Raw genomic sequence first — 17,656 nt, 5'->3', positions numbered from 1 at the left:
AAAATTACATTATGTTTCTAATCGCAATTTTTACAGGATGATACAGTAATAAAAGCAAAGCAGTAATCAATGCCAGCCAAAATAATCCAGTGAATATTTCCATGTTGGAAAGTAACATAGATTGTGCGGCAATTTTAGCTTTAAAAGCTCCCGCGGTCATTGATAATGAGTCGTTAATAGGAAGTTTTGTAATATTTGCTCCAAAAATTTGATTCCACTGCGAATAAAAAACCGGATTTGTATCTGTTAATTGAAAACTTAATGTATCCGAATGTTTTAAGGTTAAAAATAACATCAAATTCTGCATTAAAGCGTAACCAATTGCGGTTGTCCAGAAACGGGTAGAAGTACCCAAGGCTGTGGCATTGGAAACGTATTCTTCGGACATTCCTGAGATCAGGAAAAATACTAAAGGTGTAAACAACAATCCTTGCGCAAGTCCCTGTAAAAATAAAGGCGGACAAATAGTTTGTAGTGTTGTATCGGGATAAAAAGTATAAGTAAACCAAGCGCAATCAATCGCTAATAATAGAAATCCTGTGAAGAATACAATTCTTGAAGAAACGCCTTTCATTAAGCAAATTCCGGATAAAAATACACCTATAACTGTTCCTAAAACATTCCAGTATTGTATGTCAACAATGTAATCCCAAGGCCATTTCCAGACGGTTGCCATGATGCTGTATACATTATTTAAACCTGAACGAATTAAATAAAATATGAAAAATAAAAGCATTCCAACGATCACATTTTTTGAACTGAAAACTTCAAAATGGAAAAGCGGACGTTTAGAATTTCTCTGTTTTAACATAAATAAGCCTCCTGAAATCAGGAATACGAATAGGCATAAAATGATGGTGTCAGATTCAAACCACATCAATCTTTTTCCGTAAATAATGGCGTAAGCTCCGGCTTGTAAACAAATCCAAAGAAGAAACCAACTTGTGATATCTAACTGATACAAAGGTTTCTTAGGAAAGAATCTGTTTCTGTTGAAAAGTGCAATTCCGATAATTAAAACAAAAATATGAAAGTAAAGAATCATTAAAATCATATGCTGGAAATCATAGTCCTGAATACTTGATTTTAATAAAGAAGTGGTTACTGTTCCACCCGTCAGCATGATCGTGTACATGAAAAGATAGGCAATCACTTTGGCGTGTTTTGTTTTTAATTCCGCAATAATTAAAGGTAAAAATATAGCACCTTCCATTAATCCGAAAATTCCTTCTAAAAATCTGATTACTAAAATGATATGATAGTCATTCGTGACAGATAGAATATATAAAATAATGACTGAAATGGAAGACATCAGCAGAATATAATATTTTACACTAAAATAAGCCATAAACCGCTGTAAAACCAGCATGGTTACTACGAATGTTCCGTACATCATCATTAATAAATACTGAATGTCATCAGGATCTACATCCATAAAAGACGACGTAAAAGCACTGTTGGAATGCAGGATTGACAATAGCATCAAGTGCGGAAACAATGCCAATACAAGAAGTGGCAGCTTCAGCCATTGCGGAACCCATTTATAATAAACTGAATTGTGTTGCATTTTTTTATTGAATAAAAACGAAAAGGCCGAAAAGCAAATTGTAAAAAAGTAAAAGGTAAAATAGCAAAATGCGTAAGAAAAAATTGGCAATTTTGCGGCTTTGCAGTTCAGCCTTTTCGTTGAAAAAAGAACTTAATTGGTTAATTTTAAATTTGAGAAAGAGGAATTTGAAAGTTTAAATCTTTACATAAAATCTAACACTACATAAAACTCTCAAACCCTCAGAATCTCAAACTCTATATCTTTTTGGCACTCACCAGAACATTCATTCCGGAAAGTAGTTTTTCGTTATTTTGATTATTATCTAGAATAATTTTCACTGGGAATCTCTGTTCTATTTTAACGAAGTTTCCTGTTGCATTGTCTGGTTTCACTAAAGAAAACTGGGAACCTGAAGCAGGAGAAATCGAAACAATTTTCCCTTTGAATTCTACATCAGGAAAAGCATCTGCGGTAATCATAATTTCTTGCTTTTGATCAATTTGTCCAAGCTGAGTTTCTTTATAATTGGCAATGATCCATTTTTCTTTACTTACAATTTGAACCAAAGCCTGACCCTCTTTGATCAACTGACCTTCCTGAATTGTTTTCTTTCCAACCCAACCATCATAAGGCGCTGTAACCACGGTGTAGGAAAGGAAAAGTTGAGCATTATTCAAGCTTGCAGAACTTTGCTGGATCTGACTTTTCGCCGGAGCAACTTTTGTTTCCTGTTCGTTTGCGCTCGCTTTTACGGCATTTTTTTGCTGTTCCAATGCTAAAAGATTAGCTTTTGCCTGATCGTATGAAGCTTTTACGTTTTCAAACTGTTGTTCGGTAGCGGCATCTTCTGAAACTAAATTTCTATATCTTTTAAAGTCTTGCTCTGTTCTCCAAATATCAATTTTGGCAGAGGCAATTTTTGCATTGATGATTTTGGTGTCACTTTCTTTTGTGTTGACCCCACTTTGAATAGTAGTAATATTTTCAGAATTGGCGTGAAGATTGGCCTCTGCCATTTTCACTTGGTTGACAAATTCTCTGTTGTCAATGATAATCAAAGTGTCTCCTTTGTGAACGAATTGATTTTCGTTAAATTTTATTGTTTTAATGAAACCTGAAACTTTACTGGAAACAGGCGTAATATATTGTTCGATCTGCGCGTCGTTTGTAGTAACATTTTTTCTTGAAAAAAGATAGAAACTTAGCATTCCTGTGATTCCGCTGATAATAAGGATCCAGGCCAATAAAGTGATCGTTTTATTGATTCTTTTTTCTTTTTGTGTTAATTGCTTCTGTGCCATAGTTTTTACAGGTTTCCAATCGTGTATTGGAGTTGGTAATATTTAAGTTGTCGGTTTATTTTTACGGAAATAAGATTAGATTGAGCTTCCAGATTGGCATTATCAGCATCAATAAGTTCAGTAATTAAGCTTAATTTATTAATGTATTTAGTTCTCACAATACGGTAGTTTTCTTTCGCCTGATTAATAGCTTCTTCGGCTATTTTTACCTTTTGATCGGTTTCTTCAAACTTCTTGTAGGCTTCATAGACATTGTGTCTTATATTTTCATCGTTTTCCTCAATTTGAAGTTTTGCCAGGCTTATATTTTCCCTTGCTTCCTGCATTTTGTATTTGTTTTTATACAAACTTTCAATAGGATAAGTAAGGTTTACTCCAATCATTCCTAAACGGTAAGCGTAAGGTTCGGGTGGAAAAAACATCATATTTGGATATTTTAAAAAATATTCTCCCCCTGCAGTTATTTTAGGTAAATAATTCGCTCTTGTTATTTTTTGATCTAACTGTTTTAATGAAAGGTTTTTGTGGGTCATTTCAACAGATTCGTTCTTGGTTAAAGCAGTTTCTGTTAATTCATCAACATAAGGAATTTCAGCTTTATCAGAGATTAGATCTTCTGTATTGACGTGCATTTCCTGGTTTTCCGGAAGGGAAAGAATTGTTTTTAATTTATGTTCTGCGATTTGAATATCGTTATCCAATTCTGTCCAACTCATTTTGTGATTGGAAAGTTGCAAAGAGGTTCTCAACACTTCATTTACTGTTACCACGCCGTTTGCTTTTAGGGCTTTTACCTGTTTGATATTTACGGAATCTTCTTTCATTTTATCATTAATCAAACTTTGCTGTTCTTTTAAATGATGAATTTGAAGAAAAGCAGTGATGATTTCCATGGTAAGCTGTCTTTCATCCAAATGAGTTTTTAAACTTGAAATTTCGGTGTCAATGGATGCTTTTTTCTCTGTGTTTTTAATCTTTCCTCCCATGTAAACTGGGATAGAAGCTGAAAGTGTAAAATCATACATTCCGTTGATTACATCGTATTTTGTGGCTTTTCCGAATATGCCATTTTCATGTTGAAAAAGATTTGAAACCTGAGTATAACTTGTATGAAATTCAATGTCAGGTAATTTTTCCATTTTGAGATCTTTCTCTTTGGTTTCGGACATTTGTTGTTTTAAGTGACTTATCTTAATGTTTTTATTATTCTTTAGACCCAATTCAACAGCTTGTTGTAGGCTGAGGGATTGATAATCTATCATTTGTGAGTGTAGAAAGCTGCTTATCAATAATAAGCACAACGCAATGCCTTGATATCTGCATGCGTTAAATATCATTTTCATAATTTAATTAAAGGTTTTTTGATAAATTGATTTTGATTATGCAAAGTTACGGGGTGGAGTACCAGACACGATTTGTGAAAACAGAAAAAGATTTGTTCATTTACGCCAAATTGAAATTTTCTCCTTACCTTTATTGTATGAATGATAGTCATTTTGGAGCAGTCGAAGAAGAAGATGCCGAGTTTTACATATATAACGTCCTTGCAGGAAATATAACAACGGATGTTCATTATCACGGATCTGCACAATTAGTATATGCAGAGGGCGGTATTGTGCATGTTTTTACAGATTCAAAACATTGGTATCTTCCTGCTAGATGTTTTATGTGGATACCTGCGGGAACTCCACATTATATTTTTAGTTCAAGCCCAAAAGTCGATTTATATAATTTTTATTTTAAAAAAGAAGAAAATGAGGATGGCTTTTTTGATGAAATTAATGTGTATTCAGTAAGTCATTTACTGAGAGAGATGATTTTATATACCAAAGACTGGGATGGGAAAATCACAAAAAATGACGGTTCAAAATATTATTTCCTCAAAGCGCTGAAAAGTATTCTCCCTGAGAAAAGAGACAAAAATTTGGCATTTCCGGTGCAGCATCCTTTTCCGAAAGATGAAACCTTATTGAAGATTGCTAAATACGTTCATGCTAACCTTGAAAAACCTCTTACAATCGAATCTACAGCCAAAAAATTCGGAATGAGTACAAGAACCTTATCTAGGAAGTTTAAAGAGATTTTAGGTATGAATTACGTTCGTTTTCTACGTGCTTTGAGAATCACCCGTTCCTTAGAGCTGATGTTGGAAGGAAAGTATAATATGTATGAGATTGCCATGATGGTTGGTTATAATAGTTTGTCCTCTTTCAGTAATATTTTTAAAAAGGTAATTGGAGTGGCTCCGAGTGAATATCAGCAGAAATTGAAAGGGAAATAGGTGAGTGGGAGAGTTGGAGTGTTGGAGTGTTGGAGTGTATGAGAGTTTTAGTGTTTTAGAGTCATTGCTTCGTCGCTACACTCCTCGTAATGACAAAAAGTAATGACGGCGACGAATGCCCTAGCCCCGATAGCAACGGTTACCCCGCAACACGGAGTGGGAGATTGAAAGGGTTTTGGTGTTGGAGAGCGCTGGCGTGAGGAGTATGAGTGGATAGCGGGATTAAGCTTCTAAAAATAAGTGGTTAATTAGCAATTGGTAATAAAAACAAAAAAACCACTTCAAACGAAGTGGTTTATATATTTGAGAAAATCTCTTTAGAATCTTAAGCTTCTTCAGAAGGAGTTTCTTCTACAGCAACTACTTTCTTAGGAGCAGCTGGTTTAGGAGCTTCTACTGGAGCGTCAGATACGATATCGAATTCGAAGTTGTACTCAACATTTCTGTGTAATCTGATGTTAGCAGTTACTTTACCAGTTCTCTTAATAGTGTTTCCTGGGATTTTGATATATTTCTTCTCTACAGAAACTCCAGCTTTAGCAAGAGCAGCAGAAAGATCTGCATTGTTGATAGATCCGAATAATTTATCACCAGAACCTACTTTTGCAGGAATGATAACTGTAGTTTTCTTCAATTGATCTACTACACCGTTAGCTGTAGCGATTAATTTAGCTTCTTCTTCTTTTCTAGCTTCCAAAGTAGCTTCTAGAGCTGCTTTGTTTTTAGGTGTAGCTAAAAGTGCAATTCCTTGAGGAAGTAAGAAGTTCCTAGCATAACCTGGCTTTACGCTTACTGTATCGAATTCAAGACCTAAGTTTTCTACGTCTTTTTTTAGGATAATGTCCATTGTTGTTGTCCGTTTTTAGTTTTAGAGAAAAGAATAAAGAGTAAAGAAGCAAGACTTTAAAATCTTTTATCATTTATCTTTTATCTCTTATCTAAAAATCGTTAGAATTAAAATTATTTATTCAGCAACAAAAGAAGAAAGCGAGCTCTCTTCTTTTATTTATTTTTTTGTTGGCTTATTTCAACAAGTCAGCTACGTAAGGCATCAAAGCAAGGTGTCTTGCTCTTTTGATAGCAGCAGAAACTTTTCTTTGGTATTTCAAAGAAGTTCCAGTGTATCTTCTTGGTAAGATTTTACCTTGTTCGTTTACGAACTGTAATAAGAAATCAGCATCTTTGTAATCAACGTGCTTAATTCCGAATTTTTTGAATCTACAATATTTCTTTTCAGATTTTGTATTGATATCAAGTGGAGTTAAGAATTTTACTTCTGATTCTCCTCCAGCTGAGGCTTGTTTAGCCATATCATCTATTGCCATGTCTTGTCTTTTTTAATTTGGGGTTAATATTAAGCCTTAGCTGTCTTTACTTTAGTTCTTCTAGTGATAGCATACTCTACAGCGTGCTTGTCTAGTTTTGTAGTAAGGTAACGAATTACTCTTTCGTCACGTTTGAATGCTAATTCTAAGTCAGCAACTACAGTACCTTCACCTTTAAACTCAATTAAAGTGTAAAATCCGTTCTTTTTCAATTGAATCGGATAAGCTAATTTTTTTAGTCCCCAATTTTCTTTGGCAACGATTTCGCAGTTCTTTTCTTTGATAAGATCTTCGAATTTTTTCACTGCTTCCTCCACCTGAGCATCAGATAGAACGGGAGTTAAAATGAAAACAGTTTCGTAATTGTTCATAATGTTAAATGAATTTGTTAATTATTTCGAGGTGCAAAATTATGTATTTTATTTCTAATACACAATGTATCGCACAAATATTTGTGAAAAAATATCAAATAAAATTGGTGAATTGTCAATCGTGAATAGTGAATTTTTGAAAATTAATACATAATCGAATCAATATTATTTAAAAATCAAGAATTGTATTTATTTTTCACACTAAAACACTAAAACACTAAAACACTAAAACACTAAAACACTAAAACACTAAAACACTAAAACACTAAAACACTAAAACATCAATCCTCCTTTCTAATCTCCACCAAGAAATTAACCTTTATCACATCATACAGTGAATGTCTGCTAACTAAAATAGAGACAATTGAAGAAACCATGCCAGCTAACATCAAATGGAAAATCAGAGAATGTCTGTCGGTCATTTCCAATACAATAATTGCTGATGTAAATGGAGCTCGTGTGATTCCGGTAAGGAAGGCAACCATTCCACCTAGAATAACTACGTTGCTTTCGTTTGGCGTTAAATGTATCGCTCCTGAGATCACAGACCCGATACTTGCTCCAGCAGTCAAGGCTGGTGCAAAAATTCCGCCTGCGCCACCCGAAGTAAACGAAAGGGCAGGGCCCAACATTCTTAAAATAGGAACATACCAATCTTCATGTTTATCCTGAGTGAAAAGTACGCGTTGCATAATCTCTTTTCCTGAACCTAAAACTTCTCTGTTGATGAAATAAGCGATAGAAGCGATAAAAAGCGCACAGGCAACTAAAAAAATAACGTTTGATCTATCTGTTTTTAATTTTCTTTTTTTCCAGTCATTCATTTTAAGCATGGTTACGGAAAGCTGACTTGCCATGATTCCGGCAATTCCTGCGACTAAAACGATGGGAAACATCACCATTAAAGAAACGTCATTAGTTTTGGGATAACCCAAATACAAATAGGATCCTGCAAATGTCTGAGCGGTTAATCCGGCAATGATAACAGCGGTAAAAAGAGCTGTTTTAAAGTAATTAATATGCGTTTTTGAAAGTTCTTCAACAGCAAATACAATTCCACCAAGCGGAGTGTTGAAAGCGGCTGCAAGACCAGCAGCTGCGCCTGTCATAATCATATTTTTCTTGGAGATTTTTGGCCACCAATGAGGAAGATATTCATTAACCTTTCTGAAAACAGAACCCGCAATCTGAATGGTTGGACCTTCACGACCAACAGCACCACCACCAATCACCAATATTACAGAGGAAAGGACTTTAAAAACAATAATTTTTAAACTTAATAAACTTCTTATTTTGGTATGTTCTTTTGGGTTAGCCAATTCAACGGCGGCCATTACCTGCGGAATTCCGCTTCCTTTGGCATTTGGAGCAAATTCTTTTACCAGCCACCATGAAAGTACAAAACCGATCGGAGCGATGATAAAGATCATCCAGTCGTGCCAATGAAGAATGATTTCCAAAAGTTTTTCTCCCCACGCGAAAATTTTGGCATACATTACAGCGACAAAGCCCGTAATCACAGATCCAATCCAAAAGGGAATCGCTTGAAGCAGGTTGTACTTCAGTTGTTCGTTTCGGATATTGTCGAAGGATTTTTTGAGACTTCTTCGAATGAGGGTGAAAATTTTCAACATTTGTTTGTTTTGAGCTATAAAATTACATGAAATTTATAGAATTCATATTCTATAGGATATATTTCTAACCAGATTTTATTTTGTCTAAAGATAAATTAGGATTTAAAGTTTGTCTTAAATTTAATATTGAACTTGTTTAAACTTTTTTATTTAACCACAAAAGATACAAAAGGTTAGATGTACTATTTATTTAAGTTCATAATAAACGGCAAATAAGAACACATAAGTTTTTAAAAATCTTTGATTTTTATTCTTTTGAGGACTTTTGCTTTCAAAAATATCCAAATTTTAAATCACTCCATCATGTGTTTTGTGGTTAAATAAAAAAGTTTAAACAGGCTTTTATTTAAATCTAAAATTAAAAAACCTCCGAAAAATAAATTTCGAAGGTTAATTATATTTGATTGGCAAAAATTTCTCATTACCAATTATTCATTACTTATACTTCCGTGTTCATATCCCAGTTCTGAAGATAATCGTGAACATGTTTCAGGAACATACCTCCAAGAGAACCGTCTACAACTCTGTGGTCATACGAGTGAGACATAAACATTAACTGACGGATCGCAATTACATCACCATCTTTAGTTTCAAGAACTGCAGGCTTCTTAACGATCGCTCCGATTGCCAAAATAGCCACCTGAGGCTGAGGAATAATAGGAGTTCCCATTAAGTTTCCAAAGCTTCCTACGTTAGAAATAGTATATGTTGCACCTTGAGTGTCCTCAGGTCTTAATTTTTTATTTCTTGCTCTATAAGCTAAGTCATTGATTGCTTTTGCAAGACCAGACAGAGATAATTGATCTGCATTTTTGATAACAGGAACAATAAGATTTCCGTCTGGAAGAGCAGTAGCCATACCGATATTGATGTTTTTCTTCTTGATGATATTCTCACCATTAATAGAAACGTTGATCATCGGATAATCCTGAATAGCTTTTACAATTGCTTTCACGAAAATCGGCATGAAAGTTAATTTTTCACCTTCACGTTTTTCGAAAATATCTTTATGCTTATTTCTCCATTTTACAACGTTGGTAACGTCAGTTTCAATGAAAGAGGTAACGTGTGGCGCAATATGTTTTGCTTTAACCATGTTTTCAGCGATGATTTTTCTCATTCTGTCCATTGGAATGATCTCGTCACCTGCTGCTACTGAAATTGGCGTTGCAACCGCAGTTGTTGCCACTGATTTTGGAGCTGATACAGCCGGAGCCGAAACTGCCTGAGTTGTTTGAGGTTGATTCCCTCTGTTAGCTACATGAGCTAAAATATCTTCTTTCGTAATTCTTCCTTCTAAACCGCTTCCTTTGATAGTTTTAAGTTCAGTTTCAGAAATGTTTTCCTGTTGAGCGATAGATTTTACAAGAGGTGACAAATAAAGATCTCCTGAATATTCTACATGTGAGGTAGCTGTAGGGTTTAAAGCTCCTTCAATCGTTTTTAATGTTTCAGCATCCGGAGCTGAAGTTGGAGTTTCCGTTTTCACTTCTTCTGACGATGTATTTCCGCCTTCTCCTTCAATTTCTAAAATAGCAATGGCTTCACCAACTTTGGCAACTTCGTCTTTTTGCTTTAAGATTTTCACAATTTTCCCCGAAACTGGTGTCGGAACGTCTGAATCTACCTTATCTGTTGCAATTTCTACTACGGAATCATCCTCTTTTACACTATCACCTTCATTGAATAACCAAGTGATAATTGTCGCTTCCATAACACCTTCTCCCATGGAAGGAAGCAATAATTTGTATTCTGCCATTTTTAATTTTTAGATTTTGACAAATATATAAAAAAAATCGGTTTTTTTATGAAATGTATAATTTTAGAAAAATTGAATGTAAATATTCTCGCCTACGTTCAATCCAAACAAAGATTTTGCGCCGTTTTTTTTGCTGCCTTTATAGATCGTAAGTTCTAAAAGCTGACTGTCATTGAAAATTGCCGCCGACTGTCCATGATACTCTGTCTCCCTTTCCCAGTCGGAAACCACTTCAGTATGGCTTTGAAATATCTTTGAAAGCGTTAAGTTTCTGAATTTTATAGTGAAATTTTCATACCCTTTGCCCGTACTTTCGAAAATTTCTTTGTTGATATTTGAAATTATATTTCCGAAATTATCAATGTATGTTACCTCTCCAATAATCATTCTTTCCGGCTCATTATAAACAGGTTTCGGAAAGAAAAGTTCTTTTACAGTATCAATTTTTCTCCCGATAACTTCCGGAAGACCGCCATTCGCCAAATGCACTGCAGCAGGAACAAAAACATCGGTTGATGTAAAGTTTACCACATCATCGAATCTATTGTTCAGGGTGATTTCGTAAATAGCTTCAGGTTTAATATCAAAAAAAACTAAACTTAAAAGTCCATTATCTGCTGCCAGAAAATAGGAGTCGTTTGCTTTATATAAAATATTTTTTCTTGATTTATGGAAAAAACTGTCTACCGCTAAAATATGAATACTGCCTTTCGGGAAGTATTTATGAGCATTTCTAACGATATAGGAAGTTTGTATAAGGTTGAATGCCTGGATATCGTGGGTAATATCAACAATAGTAACCTTCGAATTCAAAGACAGAATCTTGCCTTTGACAGCCGAAACCCTGTAATCTAAATTTCCGAAATCCGAAGTAAGCGTAATAATTGACATTTTGTAATTCTAGAATGATAGTTTTTGCAAATTTATTTAAAATAAAGGGAATTAGGAGAATTTGAATCCTTAAAAATATCCTAAAAATGAATAAAATAAAGGCTTACAGTTATAAATTGATTTAAAGCTAAATATTAAAAATTTAGAATCTATATTGAATTTATGAAATTTAAAAATCAATAATTTTTAAGTTTGGATTTTAATTTTGTTTTTTGAGAGTCTGTTAAGGTTGTGATGATGTAATAAACAATTTGTTTTGTTGTTGTGATTTTAATGTGAAAATGATAATTGTTTAGTAATGTTCTGTTTAGATCAGAAGATTTGTTACGATATTATTAAAATGGTTGTTTGTGGATAAAAATTTAAGATCTATTTAAAAAAAAACTCTAAATTTAGATTCTAATCTAAAAATATTTGCATGTTTGAATTAACGTATGATTTGGAAGATATTGATTCAAAAATCTTCTATGGAGTTAATAACCAATATTTCAATTTAATAAAATCCAGCTTTCCAACGCTTAAAATTACGGGAAGAGATCATTATATTTTTGCAATGGGAAATCAGGAAACTCTGGATGTTTTCAGACAGAGACTTGATGATATTGTAAAATTTATTTCTAAAAATAATTCTATCGAACTAAAAGACGTTGAAAATATTCTTAAAATAAAAGATGAGAACGAAAAACAGTTGATTTTTGATCAGGATATTATCGTAAAAGGAGTAAACGGTAAAATTATTAAAGCTAAAACCGCCAATCTTAAAAAATTAGTAAGAGAAACTGAGAAAAAAGATATGGTTTTTGCCATTGGCCCAGCAGGAACGGGTAAAACATATACGAGTGTAGCTTTAGCAGCCAGAGCGTTAAGAGATAAAGAAGTCAAAAGAATTGTTTTAACAAGACCCGCTGTTGAAGCAGGGGAGAGCCTTGGGTTTTTACCGGGAGATCTTAAAGAAAAACTTGATCCATATTTGCAGCCTTTATACGACGCGCTTCGTGATATGATTCCTCATGAAAAACTGGAAGGATTTATGGAGAAAAAAGTCATTGAGGTTGCTCCATTAGCTTTTATGAGAGGTAGAACGCTTGATGATGCCTTTGTTATTTTGGATGAAGCTCAAAATACCACTCACGCTCAGATGAAAATGTTTTTAACCAGAATGGGGATGAATGCGAAATTCATTATTACAGGAGATCCAACTCAAATTGACTTACCTCCAAAACAAAATTCAGGGTTAAAAGAAGCGATGAGAATCTTAAAAGACGTAAAAGAGATTGGTTTTGTTCATCTTACAGAAGAAGATGTTGTGAGACACCCTGTCGTGAAAAAAATTATTCTTGCCTACAACGAAGAAGATAAAAGATCGAAAGATTAAATTTTTTAATTAAAATAATAGATTTTGCTGAAATTGAGACTTGAGAAATTGAGCTTATTTCAGCATTATTTTTTTAAATCTGAAAATAAATTTTATCAATAAAATCGGTTTAAAAGATTAATTATTTTGTTAAAATTTGTTAATTAGAAAAATTTTATTAGTTTTGCGACACAATAATTTAAAAACTAATACAATGAAAAAACTTTTACTCGTTGCAGCAATTGCTGTACTAGGTGCGAATGTAAACGCTCAGGAATTTAGATTCGGACCTAAAGTAGGTTTTGCAATGTCAACAATCAAAGTTGATGAAAAGCAAGACGATTTAGAAAAAAGAAAAATGGATCCTAAATATACTTTCTACATTGGAGGTATGGCAGAATACAAAATCAATGATAAATTTGGTTTTCAGGCAGAGGTTTTATACTCTCCACTTGGAGCAAAAGAAAAGATTGACGGAGTAAATGCAGGAGGAATTTATTTTGGTGAGCAAACCAAAGTTACTTTCGGGACACTTCTAGTACCGATTTCTGCTAAATATTTTATCACAGAAAACTTGTCTGTTGCTGCTGGTGCTAACTTCGGAGTTATCCTTACTGCTAAACAAAAAACTGTAATTGGTTCAGATCTTATCAGCATAGATATAGAAGATGAGGACGGTTCAGGTGAAATCGATATTAAAGATGATATCAAAAAATTAAATATCGCTCCATTCGTAGGTGTAGAATATATGCTTGAAAACGGGCTTTTCTTTGATGCAAGATATAGCTTAGGAGTATCTAACCTTTCTAATGATAACAGCGGTGGTAAAATCACTAATAGCTTCGCACAAGTAGGTGTAGGCTTCAAATTCGGGAATAACTAATATTTCTAAATAGTTTAAAATATAAAAGGCAAAACAGGTTTACTTGTTTTGCCTTTTTTTGTTATATAAAGGATATTATTAACCATCCAACTTTTAAAAAAGAAAATAATTAGTAATTTTGAGCCCAGTAATTTAAAATTATTAAAATGAAAAAATTGTTATTATTAGGAGCTTTTGCTCTTTTGGGTGGTGCTATGCAGGCTCAGGAAGGATTTAGATTAGGTGGTCATGTTGGTGCTCCGCTAGGTGATGCTTCCGATGCAGCCAGCGTTACAGTAGGTATAGACGCAGCTTATATGTGGAATATTGCCAAAGGTTTGGACATTGGTGCTACTACTGGGTATTCTCATTTTTTTGGAAAAGACAATGTAGATGATTTTGGTTTCATTCCAATTGCAGCTTCCGGAAAATATAAATTTGCTAAAATCCCTCTTTTCGTAGGATTGGATCTTGGAGCGGCAATTTCTACTAAAGATTATATCAATAGTGGTTTGTATATCGCACCAAGAGTAGGATATCAAATGAAGAGAGCTGAATTGTATTTAGGATTCCAAAATATTGCAAGTAAGTATAAAAATCATGACTATTACTGGTATGGTGACAACAACTATAACTTCGGAGCGATTAACTTTGGTGTTAATTTCTTCTTAAAGTAATATATTTAAAAAGAACCATTTTAAGACTCCGATTGCAGAATTGGAGTTTTTTTATGAAAAATATTGCTAAAAAAATACAAACAAACGTTTAGTGTATTTTATCTCTAAAATTGGCAATTTTTATGAATGATATTAATCACATTAACAAATTTTAATATTCGTGGTACCCGCTGTAAATTTGCCATCAGAAAGTATTAAAATTTTATAAAATGAAAAAATTATTATTAGCGGGTGCTGTTGCACTTTTCGGTTTATCTAATGCTCAGATTGCAAAAGGAACTGCATATATTTCAGGACAAGTAGGTTATTCTCAAGAAGAAAACAACAATAACGACAGAAAAGTAGAAAGCTTTAAAGTTATTCCTACTGCAGGATATTTCGTTGGAACTAACCTAGCTGTAGGTTTAGGAGTTGGTTACAAGAATGATAAAACTACTAAAACTACAACTGGAATTTTCCCAACAGGAACTGTTGTAACAGAAGATAAAGATACTACATCTGCATTCGTTGTTGCTCCTTTCGTAAGAAAATACTGGACTATTGCTGACAAATTATATATCTTCGGTCAACTTGAAGTTCCTATGGAATTCGGTCAAGTAAAAGAAGAAGGTGTTTCAACTACAACTACAGGTAGTACTGTTAGCACAACTTCTGTTTCTGACAAAGCAAACTACACTTCAATCGGAGTAAACATTAAGCCAGGTTTGGATTATTTCTTAAACAAAAACTGGTCTATCGAAGCTACTTTCGGTGAATTTGGATACAATACTTCTAAATTTGACGTTGATGGAGCTAAGAGTGTAAACAACTATAAATTCGGTTTGAATTTATCAGCTGTAACTTTCGGAGTTAAATATGTTTTCGCTAAATAATTAACGAAACATCAAAAAAATAGAGTCCTAAGATTAATTTCTTAGGGCTTTTTGTCTGTAAATAAAACTTAAACTTTTAATTAAAAATTAAATAAACATGAAAAAATTATTATTAGCTGGTGCAGTTGCACTTTTCGGCTTATCTAATGCTCAAATGACTAAAGGTGACTGGGTAATCAGCGGAAGTACTGGTTTCTCTTTCAACAACATCACTCAGAAACAAACTGTTGGGTCAGACTCTGCTGACGGTCCTAAAGTTAGCACGATTAACTTTACACCCTCTGTAGGATATTTTGTTATGGATAAATTGGCAGTAGGTATCGATCTTGATTTAACGAGCATCACTACGAAATTTGACGTATCTGATATCGATTACAAGAGCAAGTCTACACTTACAAACTTCTCTGTTATGCCTACAGCAACGTATTATTTTGCAAATGGAACTAAATTTGTACCTTATTTAGGAGCTGGAGCAGGTTTTGCAACAAACAAAACTAAATCTTCTGAGACTTTAGCAGGTGTTACAGATTCTTCAGACGATACAGCAAGCGGATTTACATGGAAGGTAAAAGGTGGTGTTAATTATATGATTACACAGTCTTTTGCACTTAATGTTGGTCTTTCTTACAACCAATTTACAAGCAAGCAGGATATTGACGGAAGTTCAGATGAGTTCAAAAACAGATACAATAACTTTGGTGTGAATGCAGGTTTCTCTTTCTTCATCAAATCTAAAGCTCAGAAATCTGATAAATAATCAATTTATTTCAGCTTAAAAATAAAAATCCGACTCAATTTTGAGTCGGATTTTACTTTTATATAGAGCTTTTACTATTTCTTATTTTCCCATTCCGCCCATTCCCGGCATGTTTGGCATCTTGCTCATCATCTGCATCATTTGCTTACCTTGAGGGCCCTGCATCATCTTCATCATTTTACCCATTTGATCAAATTGCTTCATCAATTGGTTTACATCTTCAATTTTTCTACCAGCACCTCTTGCAATTCTCTGCTTTCTCTGAGTATTGATGATTGAAGGTCTTCTTCTCTCATCCGGAGTCATAGAATAAATGATCGCTTCAATATGTTTGAATGCATCATCGCTGATTTCAACGTCTTTAATGGCTTTTCCAACTCCCGGGATCATTCCCATCAAGTCTTTCATATTACCCATTTTTTTGATCTGATTGATTTGCTTTAAGAAATCATCAAAACCAAATTCGTTTTTAGCGATTTTTTTGTGAAGTTTTTTAGCTTCTTCCTCATCAAACTGCTCCTGAGCTCTTTCTACTAAGGAAACAACGTCTCCCATTCCTAAGATTCTGTCGGCCATCCTTTCTGGGTAGAAAACATCTAAAGCCTCCATTTTCTCACCTGTAGAGATAAATTTGATTGGTTTTTCTACAACCGAACGAATCGTTAATGCAGCACCTCCTCGTGTATCACCATCTAATTTAGTTAAAACAACTCCGTCAAAATTTAAAGCATCGTTGAACGCTTTCGCCGTATTTACAGCATCCTGACCTGTCATTGAGTCAACTACGAATAGCGTTTCATTAGGTTTGATGAAATAATGAACAGATTTAATTTCGTTCATCATCTGCTCATCAATCGCCAAACGACCTGCAGTATCCACAATTACAACATCATGACCGTTTGATTTTGCAAAAGCAATTGCATTTTCAGCGATCGTAGATGGGTTTGTAGAACCTTCTTCAGTGAAAACGGGAACACCAATTTGTCCACCTAAAACTTTCAACTGCTCAATTGCAGCCGGACGATAAACGTCACACGCAACCAATAAAGGCTTTTTATTTTTTTTCGTTTTTAAATAACTCGCTAATTTTCCGGAGAAAGTTGTCTTACCGGAACCTTGCAAACCTGCAATAAGAATAACAGATGGTTTTCCCGAAAGATTAATTCCTTCCTGAGAACCTCCCATTAACTCTACCAGCTCGTCATGAACGATTTTCGTCATCAATTGTCCCGGAGTAAGCGATGTAAGAACGTTTTGTCCCAACGCTTTATCCTGAACTCTTTTCGTAAGGTCTTTTGCTACTTTATAATTAACATCGGCATCTACCAATGCTCTACGAATCTCTTTTACGGTCTCCGCAACATTGATTTCTGTAATTTTTCCACGTCCGGAAATATTTTGAAGCGCCTTGTCTAATTTATCCTGTAAACTATTAAACATATTTATTTGTAAATTATAGGTTGCAAAAATAAGGAATTTTTGGTAGATGCAAAGTATAGAACACGTAATATTATATATAAGGATAAAATCAGGGGAGTAAACGCTGTCATATTATAATTAAAAATCATATTTTTGCGCCAAATAGAAATACATATCGGTTTGCACGAAAACTGTAAACAGTAAATAAATTTATAATGAAACCTAATCCTAATATTCTAGTTGTAGTATTATTCTTTTTAACATTCTTGATTCATTTTTCTCTTTGGAAATTTGTTTATCATTTAGATGAAATCATTATTATTAAATTTTATCTTTTCCTAAGCGTAATGTTTACGATGATGATCACACTTATTATTTTAATTAATAGAGTAGCACCTCAATTCTTAGGATTATCAGTAGTAGGATTGATCCTTATAAAATTCGGATTAATGTACCTTATAAGGAAAAAATTGAATCTCGAAGTCATTCCAGGTTATAAATTTCATTTCATAATACCATATTTTGTCCTGACAACGCTGCTTACATATTATGCGGTCACGCTTATTAATCATGACAAAAAACAGTAAAATTATTTATTGAAAAT

The 17,656-nt window shown here is 33.8% G+C and carries 17 protein-coding genes; 7 read left to right on the top strand and 10 right to left on the bottom strand.

Features of this window, described 5'->3' with window-relative positions:
- Positions 1-4 precede the first annotated feature (4 nt).
- The 3 genes from SB689_RS03340 to SB689_RS03330 all read right to left on the bottom strand — a co-directional run bounded on the left by SB689_RS03340 (position 5) and on the right by SB689_RS03330 (position 4,112).
- Entirely contained in the window at positions 5-1,567 is a 1,563-nt protein-coding gene (locus tag SB689_RS03340) for a hypothetical protein (protein ID WP_410690711.1), read from the bottom strand.
- A gap of 236 nt (positions 1,568-1,803) precedes the next feature.
- A complete protein-coding gene (locus SB689_RS03335) occupies positions 1,804-2,850 on the bottom strand; it encodes an HlyD family secretion protein (RefSeq protein WP_410690710.1) in 1,047 nt (348 codons plus the stop codon).
- A 5-nt stretch (positions 2,851-2,855) separates the two neighbouring features.
- A complete protein-coding gene (locus tag SB689_RS03330) occupies positions 2,856-4,112 on the bottom strand; it encodes a TolC family protein (RefSeq protein WP_410691281.1) in 1,257 nt (418 codons plus the stop codon).
- Positions 4,113-4,231: 119 nt separating this feature from the next.
- On the opposite strand from SB689_RS03330, the gene SB689_RS03325 reads away from it, so the two are divergent.
- Positions 4,232-5,131, top strand: coding sequence for a helix-turn-helix domain-containing protein (locus tag SB689_RS03325; RefSeq protein ID WP_410690709.1), 900 nt, complete (start codon positions 4,232-4,234; stop codon positions 5,129-5,131).
- 325 nt (positions 5,132-5,456) lie between these two features.
- Here SB689_RS03325 and rplI read toward each other — a convergent pair whose 3' ends face one another.
- The 6 genes from rplI to SB689_RS03295 form a co-directional block, all read right to left on the bottom strand.
- On the bottom strand, positions 5,457-5,978 hold the full coding sequence (rplI, locus tag SB689_RS03320) for a 50S ribosomal protein L9 (protein WP_066758063.1): 522 nt from the start codon (positions 5,976-5,978) through the stop codon (positions 5,457-5,459).
- 175 nt (positions 5,979-6,153) lie between these two features.
- Complete coding sequence (gene rpsR, locus SB689_RS03315) at positions 6,154-6,456, bottom strand: 30S ribosomal protein S18 (RefSeq protein WP_027382072.1); 303 nt, start codon at positions 6,454-6,456, stop codon at positions 6,154-6,156.
- Positions 6,457-6,485: 29 nt separating this feature from the next.
- Positions 6,486-6,827, bottom strand: a complete 342-nt coding sequence (gene rpsF, locus SB689_RS03310; RefSeq protein WP_066758064.1) for a 30S ribosomal protein S6 — start codon at positions 6,825-6,827, stop codon at positions 6,486-6,488.
- Positions 6,828-7,108: 281 nt separating this feature from the next.
- Positions 7,109-8,461 (bottom strand): chloride channel protein, encoded by a 1,353-nt coding sequence (locus SB689_RS03305; protein ID WP_410690708.1) that lies wholly within the window; start codon positions 8,459-8,461, stop codon positions 7,109-7,111.
- 439 nt (positions 8,462-8,900) lie between these two features.
- Positions 8,901-10,220: a dihydrolipoamide acetyltransferase family protein gene (locus tag SB689_RS03300; RefSeq protein WP_410690707.1), complete on the bottom strand. Its 1,320-nt coding sequence runs from the start codon at positions 10,218-10,220 to the stop codon at positions 8,901-8,903.
- Positions 10,221-10,283: 63 nt separating this feature from the next.
- The gene (locus SB689_RS03295; protein WP_410690706.1) at positions 10,284-11,111 is read right to left on the bottom strand and encodes an S-adenosyl-l-methionine hydroxide adenosyltransferase family protein; all 828 of its coding nucleotides are present in this window, start codon (positions 11,109-11,111) and stop codon (positions 10,284-10,286) included.
- 418 nt (positions 11,112-11,529) lie between these two features.
- Here SB689_RS03295 and SB689_RS03290 point away from each other — a divergent pair, with 418 nt between their 5' ends.
- The 5 genes from SB689_RS03290 (at position 11,530) to SB689_RS03270 (ending at position 15,633) form a co-directional block, all read left to right on the top strand.
- Complete coding sequence (locus SB689_RS03290) at positions 11,530-12,486, top strand: PhoH family protein (RefSeq protein ID WP_410690704.1); 957 nt, start codon at positions 11,530-11,532, stop codon at positions 12,484-12,486.
- A gap of 193 nt (positions 12,487-12,679) precedes the next feature.
- Positions 12,680-13,348: a porin family protein gene (locus tag SB689_RS03285; RefSeq protein ID WP_410690703.1), complete on the top strand. Its 669-nt coding sequence runs from the start codon at positions 12,680-12,682 to the stop codon at positions 13,346-13,348.
- A gap of 146 nt (positions 13,349-13,494) precedes the next feature.
- Positions 13,495-14,004 (top strand): hypothetical protein, encoded by a 510-nt coding sequence (locus SB689_RS03280; RefSeq protein WP_066758078.1) that lies wholly within the window; start codon positions 13,495-13,497, stop codon positions 14,002-14,004.
- Between the two features lie 209 nt (positions 14,005-14,213).
- Positions 14,214-14,876, top strand: coding sequence for an outer membrane beta-barrel protein (locus SB689_RS03275; RefSeq protein WP_410690702.1), 663 nt, complete (start codon positions 14,214-14,216; stop codon positions 14,874-14,876).
- 97 nt (positions 14,877-14,973) lie between these two features.
- Positions 14,974-15,633, top strand: a complete 660-nt coding sequence (locus SB689_RS03270; RefSeq protein ID WP_410690701.1) for an outer membrane protein — start codon at positions 14,974-14,976, stop codon at positions 15,631-15,633.
- Positions 15,634-15,714: 81 nt separating this feature from the next.
- Here SB689_RS03270 and ffh read toward each other — a convergent pair whose 3' ends face one another.
- A complete protein-coding gene (gene ffh, locus SB689_RS03265) occupies positions 15,715-17,073 on the bottom strand; it encodes a signal recognition particle protein (protein WP_066758088.1) in 1,359 nt (452 codons plus the stop codon).
- Between the two features lie 194 nt (positions 17,074-17,267).
- Between ffh and SB689_RS03260 the strand changes: the two genes are divergently transcribed.
- A complete protein-coding gene (locus tag SB689_RS03260) occupies positions 17,268-17,639 on the top strand; it encodes a hypothetical protein (protein WP_410690700.1) in 372 nt (123 codons plus the stop codon).
- Positions 17,640-17,656: the final 17 nt, after the last annotated feature.

Origin of the sequence: Chryseobacterium sp. SIMBA_038 (genome assembly GCF_046535115.1) — a bacterium.
Classification (GTDB): domain Bacteria; phylum Bacteroidota; class Bacteroidia; order Flavobacteriales; family Weeksellaceae; genus Chryseobacterium.
Note: the sequence above shows the minus strand (reverse complement) of the source record. Positions and strands in the feature narration are given on the sequence as shown.